Origin of the sequence: Algoriphagus halophilus, from assembly GCF_041729275.1 — a bacterium.
In the GTDB taxonomy this organism is placed as follows: domain Bacteria; phylum Bacteroidota; class Bacteroidia; order Cytophagales; family Cyclobacteriaceae; genus Algoriphagus; species Algoriphagus halophilus_A.
Genome location: NZ_CP146486.1, coordinates 1,919,581 through 1,932,282 on the forward strand (window position 1 = coordinate 1,919,581; position 12,702 = coordinate 1,932,282).

Sequence of the window (12,702 nt, forward strand, 5' to 3'; positions counted from 1 at the left end):
TCTTTAGGTCCCAATCCGACCGGGCGATTTGATTTCGGTTTCTTCCCCTTGAAAAATGGGAATCCCGAGATTAAGGCCAAAAAAAACATAGGTGCTCGATTGAGTACTGAATTCGAAATCAAAGGCCTGACTCCCAAAGTCCGCAAAGGTATTTAATCGGGGTCCAATAGTTTTGCTGGACTTCAGCTGTGTAGCTTGGATTAATTCCAAGGTGGTAATCTGAAGTATTTCAGGTCGTTCATTTAACTCTTCCGATTGCAGTAAAAAATCTATGGTTTGCCAATTAGGGGTCTGTTCCTCAAACACAACAGTGGCTTCCAAATCTCGATTCAAAAGAAAGTTGAGATAGTAAACCGCATTTAATTCTCTGTTTTTTGCCTCGATCATCAAAGCATTGATATTTTCCACCTCACTTTCAGCCCTAAGCACAGATGCTGGCAGCCCTTTGCCATTTTCCAAGAGAGAACGATTATCCCGGAGGTTTCTTTCCACCAATTCTTTGGAACTTTCGATCACTTCGATGGCAATATGAGCCGTACAATAGTTGTAATAGGCTACTTTAATATCCTCAATCAGATTTGCCTTATAAATTTCCAAATCATAGGAAGACACCTGGACTTGACTATCCCTGATTTGTTTTTGATAGTGAAGGTCAGGATTGAAAATCGGCATGGATACCCTGACCCTAGCATCGTAAAAATTATTGGGAAGAAATTGCTCCGACACATTATCTAGCTGTGGAAAGCGATTACTTTGTGTCAGTTGATTCAAGGTGCTATATACACCATTCAACAAATCTCCTAAAGGAATATCAATGGTACGTCCCCCATTCGAGAGATTGTAACTCGCACTAAAATCCACAGAAGGCAGAAAATATGATTTCGCATCTTGAAGGGCTAATAGGCTTTTCTCAAGAGAAATATTTTTCTCTTTTATTACCAGATTATTAGAAAGTCCTTCTTCGATATATGTATTCAAAACCTCCTGCCCGAGAGCAACCTGACAAAGCAGAAGGTAAAGCGTGAAAATGAGAATTCTTTTAAAATTCATAAAACATTGTATTTTATTTGAACACTGTTTAATTAAAGGGTAAAAAAATATCAGATCGAATCCAATATTTTCGTCAAGGACAAATAAGCTTGTTCCATAATGGTATCTTGGTTTTCAAGATAGATAGCTTCGCATCTACCTCTGATTCTTAGAGAAACCATTCCATGAACCGTTGACCAAATCATGTAGGTCAAGGCTTCAATTTCATGTCCTTTAAAATAACCTTGATCTATGCATTCTTGAACCGTACTCCTTAAAAATCCAAAAGCATTGTTCCCCTCTTTCCAATCTTCTTTATCGTGGTGAGCCAAATGACTAATTGGGGACTCTTTAATAAACATCAGATCATACATGTCTGGATTTTCTTCAGCAAAGGCCAGATAAATTTTCCCCATAGCCTTTAGCCTTTCTAGAGGATCTGGAACACTGATCAAAACTTTCATCCGAGCTAGAAGCTGCGAAAACCCTTCTTGATGAAGTGAATGGAAAATCTCATTTTTATCTTTAAAATAATGATAGATGATCCCGGACTGTATTCAATTTTATCCGCAATATTTCGAATAGAAGTTTTCTCCACTCCTTTTTCTAAAAACAAAGATCTTGCTGAGGACAAAATCAAAGCTCTCAGTTCTTCTTTTTCTCTTTCTTTTCTATCGTTTATTCCCATGATAAATACTGAACAGTCAAATATAATTAAACAGTGTTTAATAAATCAAACTTACTGACAAATATTTTTAAAAAAATTTATCCTTGCAGTCGATATCGAACCCGATCATTTTAAATATCGAGGGTTCTCATCCTTTTTTATTTTCTGTTTCTACTTTTCTGAAAATAAATAAAGCCAAACTATTGCTAGCTTGGCTTTGCAGAGAGGAATGGATTAGAACCTTTTGATCATAACTGATCAAATGTGGTCAAAAATGATTGATTACAGCCATTTGGAGCATGCTAGAATTCAGATTTGAACAGATTTGACAACCTTTGACCAACTTTTTCGCTACTGAATTCGCTACTGACTTTTTCAATCAGTATCTTTCCTACCTAATTGAAGAGGACATGGAAGCTACTGTAAAATTCATTCTAAGGCGTGATTTGGAGAATAAAAAGGGAGAACAACCTTTAATGCTGGTCATTCACCTAGCCAGCCAAAGAAAAGTGATGTCCACAGGAATTAAGTTGATCCCGGATCTCTGGTCAGCAGACAAACAGGAAATCAAAGATATTACAGCAAAACAAAAAAGTTTGCTGGAAAAGCAATTTGGAGAAACCGTTCCTCAAAAAAACACTCTACTCCAATATCAAGATGAAATCCTAAGGCTCCGAAATCAAGTTCGACAAATTGAAGAGAGTTTCAGATTAAATGAAACACCTTATAATCTAGAGATGCTTGTCGAAAAAATCAAAGAATCAAAAAAGCCGACCATTAAAAAGTCAGAGCCAACTGATTTGGTATTTGATTTCATCGACAAATACATTGAGGAGAATGAATTGTCTCGGGTCAAAGGAAGTATGGTGGTTTACAAATCCCTGAAAAAACACCTTAAGAACTTCCAGGATGAAAGACGCAGTTCCATTCGATTTGAGGATATAGATTATTCTTTTATGCAAAGCTTCCAGAACTTTTTGATTAAATGGAAAGTGGTAAATCCCGAAACTGGTCATGTCCACACCTTATATAATATATCTATAGCAAAACAGCTGAGTACATTAAAGACATTTCTTGGCTATGCCACGTTCAAAGGCATCAAAGTCAATCCAGGATATAAAACCTTCAAAATTAAGAGAGAGAAATTGGAGGTGATTGCATTAAATCAAAAGGAGTTTGACGCACTATATAATATAGATCTAAAAAAGAATAAACGATTGGATCAGGTAAGGGATATTTTTCTTTTTAGCTGTGTGACAGGATACCGGTATTATGACTTGAGGCAACTAAGGAGGGAACATATTAAAAAAGATGAAATCAGATTGACTACTACCAAAACAAAAGAACCCTTGGTAGTACCCTTAACTAGAATTTCAAGGGAAATCCTTGAAAAGTATGAGGAAATGATTTCTCCCATTCCGATGATTTCCAATCAGAAGCTCAATAAATATGTAAAGGAACTTTGCGAACTGGCTAAAATAAATGACCCTGTGGAAATCATTCGGTTCAAAGGAGCGAAAAGACATGCAACATTACACCCCAAGCATGAGCTAATTAGTGCACACACTGGAAGGAAAACTTTTGTAACGCTGTCACTTTCCAAAGGAATCCCAGCAGAAGTCGTGATGAAAATAACTGGACATTCAGATTATAAAAGCTTCAAGCGCTACGTTGAGGTAGATGAAGATCGAAAAAGAAACGCCATGAGCATGGCTTGGGATTAAACCAATTTTTAAATGAAGAATTTTGACACTAAGAATTCCCTTGGTCAATATTAAGTAAAAGAGTTATTCTGGTTTTTTGATGAATTATCCGAAGAGGAGAGAATTTTAGTCTATCGAATGGGATGTCCTATTCAATCATTTTGATTTTAGTGATCTTTTCCTGAGAGCCGAAATCAATCCCTTTGGTTTTGATGAGGATATCGAGGAGTATGAGACTTTTCTTTTTAAAGAAATAGAAAACCGAGCTTCAAAATCTGGAGCTAAAATATTGGTCATCGACAATTTATCCTGTGTGATTTCTGACAATGAAAAAGCCAAGAACACCACTCCATTTTTGATTCGGCTGAATAATCTCAAAAAGATGCATGGTTGGTCAATACTCTTAATTGCCCATATTCCAAAAGGAACTTGTTTGCTCCCATTAGCCGAAATGATATCCAGGGAAGCAAGAGTTTTATCAATTTGATCGATTCCTGTTTTGCGGTGGGAGAAAGCCAAAAAGATCCATCAATCAAATATTTAAAGCAAATCAAAGTTCGATATGGTGCTTTTAAATTCCCATCAGAAAATATTTTGGTATGCAAGATTGGTAAAGAATCGAACTTCAGTTCATTCAAATTTTTAGAGTTCGGAAAAGAATCAGATCACTTAAAACAACTCAATAACATAAATAAAGCCCAGGCAAAACCTAAGGCTTTTGAACTTAAGAAGGAAGGCTACACCAATGTAAAAATTGCAGAGGAATTAGGTGTATCTGAAGGAGCTATCAGAAAGTGGCTAAAGCAGGTGGATCTGGAGGATCAGGCCGATTCGTAAAATCGAACGGTACGAGAGGTACGAGGTATACGATTCGTACGAATTCCCCTGCCTCGTACCTCTTTTTTCTTTTTGATGTCCAAGGGAGGATAACATCGAAAAAGGAATCAACACGATCCCGGTTAATAATTAGTATAATTTTTTATTCAAAGAAATATTTATATAAAGGCATAAATATGTTTAACTATAATGAAGTAAAAAGCGAGGCTGAGCGGATAAAGCGTGATTACCCTCTATTAAATTATTTTCATGACTTAGTAAAGTCCGGATTTCTCAAATATGAAGGAATTCTAGGAAAGGACCATTTCTTCGGATTCTTAAGCCAAAGAACTGGATCTATTGCCGTGGATGATCAAGCGAATGTTTGGTACGATCATTCCGCTGGAAGTGGTGGTGATATCCTTGAAGCTGTCCAGGTTTTTGAGAATATGACTTTTCCTCAATCTGTACAAAGACTAGCTGGATCTATTCCGACAAGTATAATTACCCCAAAGAAAAGGGCTCAGACGGATTCTAAAATTGAGGTGGAAAGTGTAGCAAAAATCTCCCATCCAGCTTTGATTAATTATATTCAATCAAGAGGGTTTGAGCCAGGTGAGATTGCAAATTTTGCTAAGGAGGTTCATTGGAAAAATAAAGGGAAGAGTTACTTCGCAGTTGGTTTTCCTATTGAGTCTGGTGGCTGGGTGCTGAGATCTTCTATTTTCAAAGGGAACATTCTGGGTGGTGGAATTTCAATCCAAAATCTTGGAAAACCAGAAAGAATAAAGGTTTTCGAAGGGTGGTTTGATTTTCTCAGTTACCTAAAGCTTTCTGGCACTACAGATTTTAAAGCAATCATCTTGAACAGCACAGCCAACCTCAGTTTTCCCTTAATACTTGATATTTTGAAAGAAAATGAGAATGTTGATCTCTATCTCGATAATGATGAAACTAGTGAGAAATATACCGATACCTTTAAAAAAATTGCTCAGCTGTATCGGTATTGCCAAGAAAATGGTTTGACGACAGATTGGGATTTAAATGGCTTAAAAAGTAGTAAGGACAAAATAGGAAAGCTGATCTATAACCTTGGAATCGATCATTTCAAGACTAAGCAGATTTGGAATATCCAAACTAATATATCAGATCAAAGAGCTCATTATGAAAGTTTTGAGGACTTAAATGAATATTTAAATAACAAAACTAAAAGTTGAATTCTCTCGAAATTACGAATCATGATTTTTAAATCTTAGGCTCATTTTCACTTCCTAGTTCAATATGTACGATATGAGGGTTACGAGTCGTACGAGGTGTTAATTATTGAAAACAATTTGGTTTTAAAGGAATTATTTAAAATTGAGTGAGAACCTGAATTTGACTTGGTTTCAACCTCAAATTGTCAAGGAGATCTAAACCTAGCCCTGCAGCATATTCCTGACCTGATATTAAGTGACGTCTTGATGCCCAAAAAGGATGGCATGGCAATGAGCGAATCAATCTAATCTTCGGACCAACTATATCCCAATAATCCTTCTCAAAGGCAAAACTGGGGAAAGTTCTCAAATTAAAGGATTAATTATCGGAACGGATGATTATACCTCTAAACCGTTTAATTTAAAAATTCTTAAGGCTCATATTCACAATTTGATCTCCTCTCGGAAGAAACTTCATTAAATCCTTTCTTCACCCGAAAAAATCAAGGTTTGTAAGATAATTGAAAATGAGCTCGAAATGGCTTTCATAGAACAGTTAGATTCATTTATACTACGTGAGATTAAAAATCCATCCCTTTATCATGAAATTATCGCCAAAGAAATAGAAGTAAGTAAAACTCAGCTTTATAGAAAACTTCAAGCCATCACAGGAAAAACTGTTCACGAATATATTCGATCCCATCGTTTGAAAATTGCCCATGACCTGTTATCTGAGAATCCCCAGATGTTAGTGCTAGAAGTAGCATATGATGTGGGATTTAAGGATCCAGCCTACTTTTCAAAAGCTTTAGCGAATTTTATGGAAAATCCCCAAAGGAAATAAAGAACTAATTTTAATTCTGTTGATCAAAGTATTAAGGCCTTAAAACTAAAAATCAACTCTTCTAAATTTTTCTCTCGCCTCGAGTTTTAGTAATAAGTATCTCCAAATTGCAAAGTTTGTGGTTCACCTTCCATTAGACAAAGGATTGCAATTTTATTTAGCTTTTAAGCGAAGAAATGTCTATTTCGAAAATTTGCCTTAGTCCATTTTCATGGGTTGAATCAAAGAATACTTTTGTTCCAGATGGATTACACCTTGGATGAAGATCACATCTCCACTCCCCGCTGAATTCCTTTGGCTCATAGAAATGCCCCAAAACAACTTTACGCTTGGTAGGTATATGATAAAGATATAATTCCTGTAGTCGTTCTTTCCCTTGAGGATAAGTGTCATTTAATATCCATTCATTATTCGTATGGGGCACATAGGTATTATGTCCATTCAGGGTCATAGACTCTTCACCTACTATTTTGTATTTCTTACTCTTATCCTGAAAAAGGTAAAATGCTTTTTGGTTGTTGTCTTCAGGTTCTGCCCAGGCACATAAAGCCTCATTCCCATCCCAAATAAAATGAGAAAATTGACCGGAATCGTTGAGCGCATAAAGTTCACTTCCATCCGTGTTGACCGTGATCGCTCTGGTCACATACAAATCATCTCCTTGCAAATCCCGCCCAGTTTCCTTCCGGAATTCTTCAGGACTGGGATAAGGACGGGAACGGATTTAAAAAGACCATTCTATCTCCAGCCGGATTGACTAGTAAATGGTTAATCCAATGATAATTTTCAGCCACGGAACCTAAAGGGCGATCCAACTTGGCCAAGTCAGCATAGGACAAAATGAGCTCACTTGCCCCACTTTTCAGATCGATGCGGTAAATCCCAGTATCCTCAGGAGCCTTTTCAGGCACGTTTTTGTCTTCCGTCGCATAGCCATATCCTGGACGGAAAAATTGCAATCTCCCAAAATCAATCCCAAATCCATATCGCCCGTCTGGGCTTAGTGTGTAAATAGGCTTTGGAAGAATGCGCTGGGAATTGCTGCGTATGTTATGAATGATACTGACAAACTTTCCCTTCACCCTTGAATTCCAAATAACCTCCGCACTACTTCCAGGCAACCATTGTAGCATACAGCCCTGCTGCCAACCCCATGCCGTTGTTTCTCCGAGTGGAGTCCAAAGCTTGTTGATTTCCAAATCAATCAGGCCCACAGTCAGTTTATCTTCAATCGCAGGAGATCGGAAAAATAGATCTACTTGATTTCCAAGCACAAACCTGCCAGTAGGATCTACCTGGAGCTTATCGTAGTATCCAAACCAATGTTGCTTTGGGCCATCGGTAAGTTTAGTGAGAGGAAATTCTTTCTCAGGAATAAAAGAGGTCACGCCAGAAAGTTGGACAGGACTAAGCAACAGGGCGCCGGCAACTTTGGCGGAATCAAGGACAAAATCTCTTCTATTCATTGTCAATTCAATTTTATAACTATCATAGCCCTCATAAAACAACAAGGTACCTACTAATCCTTAACAACCTTTCTACCAATGTGATAAACACTATTTTTTCAACTCCAGGTAGAATTCCATGGTTCGATAAGTATCTACATCCGGATAGCCATCTGTGGTCGGTTTAAGAGTTTCAAAATGGGTTGACGGAAAAAGTGACTCACTGACCAGCTTACGGTATTGCTTTTGATCTGTTGGAGGTTGGGAGTTTTGGATCATCGTAGGTGGTACACTTCCATCTCCTTCCCTCCGTATTCCCCATTTTACCATGCCATTTTCATCCCGCACAAATTCAGCTTTCTCCTTTTGGTGTACCTCGGTACTGATGGACCAAGCGATTCCCCGATCCTTTCCTGGCTCAGCAAATCCTACCATAAAAGCATACCGCTTACCAGCCTCTAGGACCAGCTCTGAATCTCCCTGGAAATCAAATCTAATGTACCTGAGGTGTCCATCCTGCTCTCCCGAAAGCTTTCCTTCCCGCTTATATTCCGGATGGGTGGTCACGGGCATTTCTGGCAAAACTCCGCCTGAAGCTCTATGTAGAAATACATATTCATCTCCTTCTATAAAGTCATCGCAGCGATTCAATTGATGATCAAAACCATGAGTAGCCAAATCTCCTTTACTGGTTCCATTTTCATTGATCCTCAGTTCCTGCCCCTTTTTGGTTTTTACTTCGAAAAAGACCACATACATTTCTGCATTCGGGGCTCCTGCCATCATGGCGTTTTCTCCTTTGGAAGTTCGTAAAACCAATGCATCAAGCTGAACATTCTCCCTTCCGGCACATTGAAAACCTGTCCCATGTCCCTGTTTCGTTGAAAATAACCAAATCCGTTACTATCGGGACTTCCCTTCCATACCAATGATGCTTCCGCTTCATTTCGGATGCTCGTATTGCCATGATTCACAAGCTCTGAAGGAATATGGAAATATAATCCTGGCCTCAATTTCTGCTCTTTCCATGCGTAGTTTTTACCCAGATCAGAGATGATCAGCTGACTCTGGGAGTATGCGGGTATTTCTAATAGAGAAGCTACTATCACAATAAGTAGACTGGCCAAATAATTTATTCTCATTGCTTTCTTTTTTATCCTTGATTGATTATTTCAAGGTGTTTTCAATCTACTACACCAACTTCATCCCCACAGGATCCCAAAGAATAGGTTTCTCCTGCGCTATGCTAAGATTACAGGCTATGGACGGCGCAGCAGCTCTAAGTCCAAAGGTGGCATCCTCCAAAATTGGTGAACCTGTTCTTACTCCGTTGAAAAAGGTGATCATGTGATCAACCCGATCATCATATCCTTGCGGCGCTTCGAATTTTATAGGTTCATTCCTGTTGAAACCTCCACCCTTTTCGCTTCCATATTTATCTACATACCATTTTTTGAAATCCTTCTTTTCTTCGGCAGAAAAACTGGTAAAGGAATCGTATCCTCCAAAACCAGGTGCCGGATCACGCTTGAGGGTTTGGACAGTATAGTCATTCCAGCCTATGGTAATTACCCCATTTGTTCCCACTAGCTTAAGCCCAAACTCTCCTTTTCCTTCTCCATCGCAAAGGTTGACACGGGTAGTCACTTGAAAAGAATCATGCTGATCGGTCTTTGGATAGGTCATGAGCGCATTGATCACGTCATACGCATCCCTTCCATCCTTCCAATATTTCAAATCTCCGGCACTGAATATTTTATTTGGCCCCTTGGAATCTGTAATCGCATGAACTGTAGTCAGCAAATGAACGATCAAATCACCTGCTGCTCCCGTACCGTAGTCGCTATAATTTCTCCATCGGAAAAAACGGGTGGCATCAAAAGGAATTTTTGGTGCATAACCCAAGAAAGTATCAAAATCAACGGTCTCTGGGCTGGCATCGGTTGGAATGGAATAGTTCCAGGCACCATTTGCTGTAGTTCGGTCACAATAGGCAGACACAAAAGTCAAATCTCCGATCACGCCGGATTGTAGGACTTTTTTGGCTTCCAAGACAGCCACGGAGGATGCCCGCTGACTTCCAACCTGTAAGACTTTCCCGGTTGCTTTCTGCGCATCGATAATCGCCTGGCCATCTTCAATTCGCTGCACCATCGGTTTTTCACAATACACATGTTTACCAGCCTTCATCGCATCTATCGCAATGCGCTGGTGCCAGTGATCCGGAGTACAAACCAGCACTGCATCAATGTCCGGTCTGGCAAGAACCTCTCGATAGTCTCTAGTGGTGAAAAGATCTTTTCCCCACTTTTCCTTGGCATAGTCCAACCTTCCGGTGTACAGATCACAAGCTGCTACCAGCTCCACCCCATCTATAGTCAAAGCCGCATCGGTATCGTAATGCCCGATAATCCCCGCTCCGATAAGTCCAATTCGGATTTTATCATTGGCCTGGGATTTAATATCGGATTGCAAAAGAAAGGTTTTGGCAGAAGCCGAACTCGCAAGACTGGTTCCAACCGAAGCCAAAGCAAGACTTCCTCCTGCTTTTTTGAGAAATTCTCTGCGTTGATTTTTCATAGTTATTGGGTTTAAGAGTTAAATATTTTTTAAATGATTTCTCAATTATTCTGATAGCCTTTTGGAAAGACAATCTTTATTTGAAAAAGGAAAACAAGCGTTTTGGAGTACTTAGGAATAGGTTTTCCAAGTACTTTTCCATTCCTCTTTCCTTCAGAAAAGCGGGAATCGTTTCGATCAGATAGACTAATCCCGGTTCTCCTCCATAGTTTTTCCAATACGCATTTTTCGCCATATCCATTCCCAGTGTAATCTGATCCGGGTAGTCTGGAAGCAAATTTTCCAATAGGATCAAAGTATGGTTAGGCCCTTCTTTTTCCAGCGAAAAGCAGAATCGTACTCCACGTTTACACCCACATCCAGCACAGCCCGGTTGTAGGCAATGTCTTTTGCCCGATCCACATGGGATAATACCACATGCTCCAGCTTGGCTCCCAGCTTTTCAAAAAACTTGGCCTGTTCCAGTGCCTGTCGGCCAAAATTGGTATGGGTCAAAATCGGCGCACCTGTCTCCAAATGGGCATTGACCACCGCTCTGAATATCTTCTCCTGATGGGAAGAAAACGCTTCATCCCCTGTGGCCAACTTAATCAGGCCAGCTTGATGGGAGGTTCGGTTTACAATAGGTCCTGAATAGTCGAACTGGTCAATCCCTTCCTGAATATCCGCGATAAACAAATCTGTCAATTGATCCTCTGAGTAGGAATACCTCCAATGCGTTTCAGGATAATAGATTTCGAGGTGAATCCCCGTTGGCGCAATGATATTGACACTGCTTTTCTGACTGACTTCAGCGAGCTTTAATGGATTTCTCCCACAATTCGAAGGCATGGTATCTACCACCGTTCTTCCACCCATCGAATAAAACTCCTTCAATTCGGAGCTGATCTTTGCTACGTCATTGAGCAAGAATTCTGGATGAGAGGCTGTAGGGTAACTGTCCTCGATCACTATATGTTCATGAGAATAGGTGAACCCCATCTCATCGGAATCCACATCACCTAAAACGCTTCTGAAGAATGGCTTTTTCATAGGATTATCGTTTCATACTCGATTTCATAGTTTCAAATTGTTTGACCAACCGTTTCTGGAAGTATCGGCGACTTGAGTCGGAAGTTCCAGAATCGCTCCCCTACCAAGCAGGGTTGATTGTAGTTCGCCGATAGCTATTCCTTTTGCGTCGCAGTCTTTTTCGAGCGACTGAACTGCAGCAAAACCCGCCGCCTGCCCCATGCTCATCGTTTGGGCCATGGATCTACAGGAAGCATGTGCATCATGAGTAGCTGAGAAACAACGACCCACCACCCAGGTATTCATACTCTCTTTGGGGATCAACGTCCGGTAGGGAACACCATAAGATCCCCCTGCAGGTACATACTGCCAATACGTTTCAGAGCTTCCATCGGCTCCTTTTCTATGATCTTCGATCGGTGCTCCGCAAAGGAAAACCTGGTCCTCAAACTGCTTTGCTTCCATGCAATCCTCCTTGGTCAATCGATATTCCCCAAAAACCCGTCTAGTCTCTCTCACTCCGATTTGATGGGAAAGACCAATGATTTTGGAGTCTTCATATCCCGAACTTCTGCTCTGAAAAATCCTCAAATAGAAAGGATTGCCTACGTCCTTCGATCTCAGCTTTTGTAATTCCCTCTGGGTCCAAGGGATCAAAATCCACGACTTTTACGGCCACTGTAGAAATGCACTTCGGCTGACACATCTCGTGCGCAGATCCTTCCTTTCTTGGTAAGGGATGTGTTCCTGAGTCATAAGCTTCACCCATTTTTGTTTTCAGCATCTTTTTCCCTCCTGCTGCCTCAAATGCCTCCAAATCCACATTGGACATACGAAATGTCGTTGTCATACTTTGGGCTGGCTCAAGCTCACCGGCCTTTTCATAAGGCAAACCTGCCCAGTGGCAAAAATCCGCATCCCCTGAGGCGTCGATCACCCGCTTTGCGGTAATGGTAAAGAATCCTATGCCCTTGTGGAAAAACACACAGACTGATCGTTCACCGGTCTTTTCTACACTTACCAAGGTGGAGTGAAATAATAATTCAACGCCATTTTTTATAAGCAGCCTATCCCAGATTTCCTTGAGCTTTTCAGGATTGTAATTCACTCCGGTTCCTGCACCATAGGTATTTGGGCGAAGGAAAATATCCCCGCTTTTATTCAACTCATTCACCACCCAATCCGGAATACCACCCACAATTTTTTTGGGGCTTTCCGAAGGAGTGAAAAAACCATAGAAGGTGTCCAGCATTTGGGTAGATGTGCCTCCGGCAAAGCCGTAACGTTCTACCAGCGTCACCTTGAATTTACCCTGAGCAGCTGCTATGGCTGCAACCGAACCAGCACTCCCACTACCGATCACGAGGATGTCCGTTTGGTATTTTCTAGAAATTGAGGAGGAAAATTCCAT

At 40.2% G+C, this 12,702-nt stretch carries 16 protein-coding genes; 4 read left to right on the plus strand and 12 right to left on the minus strand.

All coding sequences use genetic code 11. From position 1 onward, the window contains the following. Positions 1–3: 3 nt before the first annotated feature. The 3 genes from V8V91_RS10235 to V8V91_RS10245 form a co-directional block, all read right to left on the minus strand. Positions 4–978 (minus strand): TolC family protein, encoded by a 975-nt coding sequence (locus V8V91_RS10235; RefSeq protein ID WP_373399970.1) that lies wholly within the window; start codon positions 976–978, stop codon positions 4–6. 122 nt (positions 979–1,100) lie between these two features. Beyond that, positions 1,101–1,445 (minus strand): TetR-like C-terminal domain-containing protein, encoded by a 345-nt coding sequence (locus V8V91_RS10240; protein WP_373399971.1) that lies wholly within the window; start codon positions 1,443–1,445, stop codon positions 1,101–1,103. A gap of 53 nt (positions 1,446–1,498) precedes the next feature. After that, positions 1,499–1,717: a TetR/AcrR family transcriptional regulator gene (locus tag V8V91_RS10245; protein ID WP_373399972.1), complete on the minus strand. Its 219-nt coding sequence runs from the start codon at positions 1,715–1,717 to the stop codon at positions 1,499–1,501. Between the two features lie 314 nt (positions 1,718–2,031). On the opposite strand from V8V91_RS10245, the gene V8V91_RS10250 reads away from it, so the two are divergent. The 4 genes from V8V91_RS10250 to V8V91_RS10265 all read left to right on the plus strand — a co-directional run bounded on the left by V8V91_RS10250 (position 2,032) and on the right by V8V91_RS10265 (position 6,255). Further along, positions 2,032–3,420 carry a site-specific integrase gene (locus V8V91_RS10250; protein WP_373399973.1) on the plus strand — a complete coding sequence of 463 codons (1,389 nt, stop codon included), beginning with the start codon at positions 2,032–2,034 and terminating at the stop codon, positions 3,418–3,420. A gap of 408 nt (positions 3,421–3,828) precedes the next feature. Next, a complete protein-coding gene (locus V8V91_RS10255; RefSeq protein WP_373399974.1) occupies positions 3,829–4,236 on the plus strand; it encodes a hypothetical protein in 408 nt (135 codons plus the stop codon). A gap of 176 nt (positions 4,237–4,412) precedes the next feature. After that, positions 4,413–5,432 (plus strand): toprim domain-containing protein, encoded by a 1,020-nt coding sequence (locus V8V91_RS10260; protein WP_373399975.1) that lies wholly within the window; start codon positions 4,413–4,415, stop codon positions 5,430–5,432. Between the two features lie 517 nt (positions 5,433–5,949). Next, positions 5,950–6,255 carry a helix-turn-helix domain-containing protein gene (locus V8V91_RS10265; protein WP_373399976.1) on the plus strand — a complete coding sequence of 102 codons (306 nt, stop codon included), beginning with the start codon at positions 5,950–5,952 and terminating at the stop codon, positions 6,253–6,255. Positions 6,256–6,412: 157 nt separating this feature from the next. On the opposite strand, the gene V8V91_RS10270 is transcribed toward V8V91_RS10265, so the two are convergent. The 9 genes from V8V91_RS10270 to V8V91_RS10310 all read right to left on the minus strand — a co-directional run bounded on the left by V8V91_RS10270 (position 6,413) and on the right by V8V91_RS10310 (position 12,702). Beyond that, on the minus strand, positions 6,413–6,922 hold the full coding sequence (locus V8V91_RS10270; RefSeq protein ID WP_373399977.1) for a hypothetical protein: 510 nt from the start codon (positions 6,920–6,922) through the stop codon (positions 6,413–6,415). Positions 6,923–6,950: 28 nt separating this feature from the next. Further along, positions 6,951–7,766 carry a hypothetical protein gene (locus V8V91_RS10275; protein ID WP_373399978.1) on the minus strand — a complete coding sequence of 272 codons (816 nt, stop codon included), beginning with the start codon at positions 7,764–7,766 and terminating at the stop codon, positions 6,951–6,953. Positions 7,767–7,811: 45 nt separating this feature from the next. Then, positions 7,812–8,486, minus strand: coding sequence for a hypothetical protein (locus V8V91_RS10280; RefSeq protein WP_373399979.1), 675 nt, complete (start codon positions 8,484–8,486; stop codon positions 7,812–7,814). Continuing rightward, positions 8,483–8,842 carry a hypothetical protein gene (locus V8V91_RS10285; protein ID WP_373399980.1) on the minus strand — a complete coding sequence of 120 codons (360 nt, stop codon included), beginning with the start codon at positions 8,840–8,842 and terminating at the stop codon, positions 8,483–8,485. The genes V8V91_RS10280 and V8V91_RS10285 overlap by 4 nt, the downstream gene beginning before the upstream one ends. Positions 8,843–8,891: 49 nt before the next feature. Next, positions 8,892–10,280: a Gfo/Idh/MocA family protein gene (locus V8V91_RS10290; RefSeq protein WP_373399981.1), complete on the minus strand. Its 1,389-nt coding sequence runs from the start codon at positions 10,278–10,280 to the stop codon at positions 8,892–8,894. 76 nt (positions 10,281–10,356) lie between these two features. Continuing rightward, the gene (locus V8V91_RS10295) at positions 10,357–10,557 is read right to left on the minus strand and encodes a hypothetical protein (protein ID WP_373399982.1); all 201 of its coding nucleotides are present in this window, start codon (positions 10,555–10,557) and stop codon (positions 10,357–10,359) included. 14 nt (positions 10,558–10,571) lie between these two features. Then, positions 10,572–11,312, minus strand: a complete 741-nt coding sequence (locus tag V8V91_RS10300) for a phosphotriesterase (protein ID WP_373399983.1) — start codon at positions 11,310–11,312, stop codon at positions 10,572–10,574. A 24-nt stretch (positions 11,313–11,336) separates the two neighbouring features. Next, a complete protein-coding gene (locus V8V91_RS10305) occupies positions 11,337–11,882 on the minus strand; it encodes an FAD-dependent oxidoreductase (protein WP_373399984.1) in 546 nt (181 codons plus the stop codon). Further along, on the minus strand, positions 11,848–12,702 hold the full coding sequence (locus tag V8V91_RS10310; RefSeq protein WP_373399985.1) for an FAD-dependent oxidoreductase: 855 nt from the start codon (positions 12,700–12,702) through the stop codon (positions 11,848–11,850). Before V8V91_RS10310 ends, V8V91_RS10305 begins: the two co-directional genes overlap by 35 nt.

What these genes read in the sequence shown, in the direction of transcription:
- V8V91_RS10240 (WP_373399971.1), bottom strand. Translation starts at nt 1,445, where the DNA reads ATGGGGAAAATTTATCTGGCCTTTGCTGAAGAAAATCCAGACATGTAT.
- V8V91_RS10245 (WP_373399972.1), bottom strand. Translation starts at nt 1,717, where the DNA reads ATGGGAATAAACGATAGAAAAGAAAGAGAAAAAGAAGAACTGAGAGCT.
- V8V91_RS10260 (WP_373399975.1), top strand. Translation starts at nt 4,413, where the DNA reads ATGTTTAACTATAATGAAGTAAAAAGCGAGGCTGAGCGGATAAAGCGT.
- V8V91_RS10265 (WP_373399976.1), top strand. Translation starts at nt 5,950, where the DNA reads ATGGCTTTCATAGAACAGTTAGATTCATTTATACTACGTGAGATTAAA.
- V8V91_RS10280 (WP_373399979.1), bottom strand. Translation starts at nt 8,486, where the DNA reads ATGATGGCAGGAGCCCCGAATGCAGAAATGTATGTGGTCTTTTTCGAA.
- V8V91_RS10285 (WP_373399980.1), bottom strand. Translation starts at nt 8,842, where the DNA reads ATGAGAATAAATTATTTGGCCAGTCTACTTATTGTGATAGTAGCTTCT.
- V8V91_RS10290 (WP_373399981.1), bottom strand. Translation starts at nt 10,280, where the DNA reads ATGAAAAATCAACGCAGAGAATTTCTCAAAAAAGCAGGAGGAAGTCTT.
- V8V91_RS10300 (WP_373399983.1), bottom strand. Translation starts at nt 11,312, where the DNA reads ATGAAAAAGCCATTCTTCAGAAGCGTTTTAGGTGATGTGGATTCCGAT.
- V8V91_RS10310 (WP_373399985.1), bottom strand. Translation starts at nt 12,702, where the DNA reads ATGGAATTTTCCTCCTCAATTTCTAGAAAATACCAAACGGACATCCTC.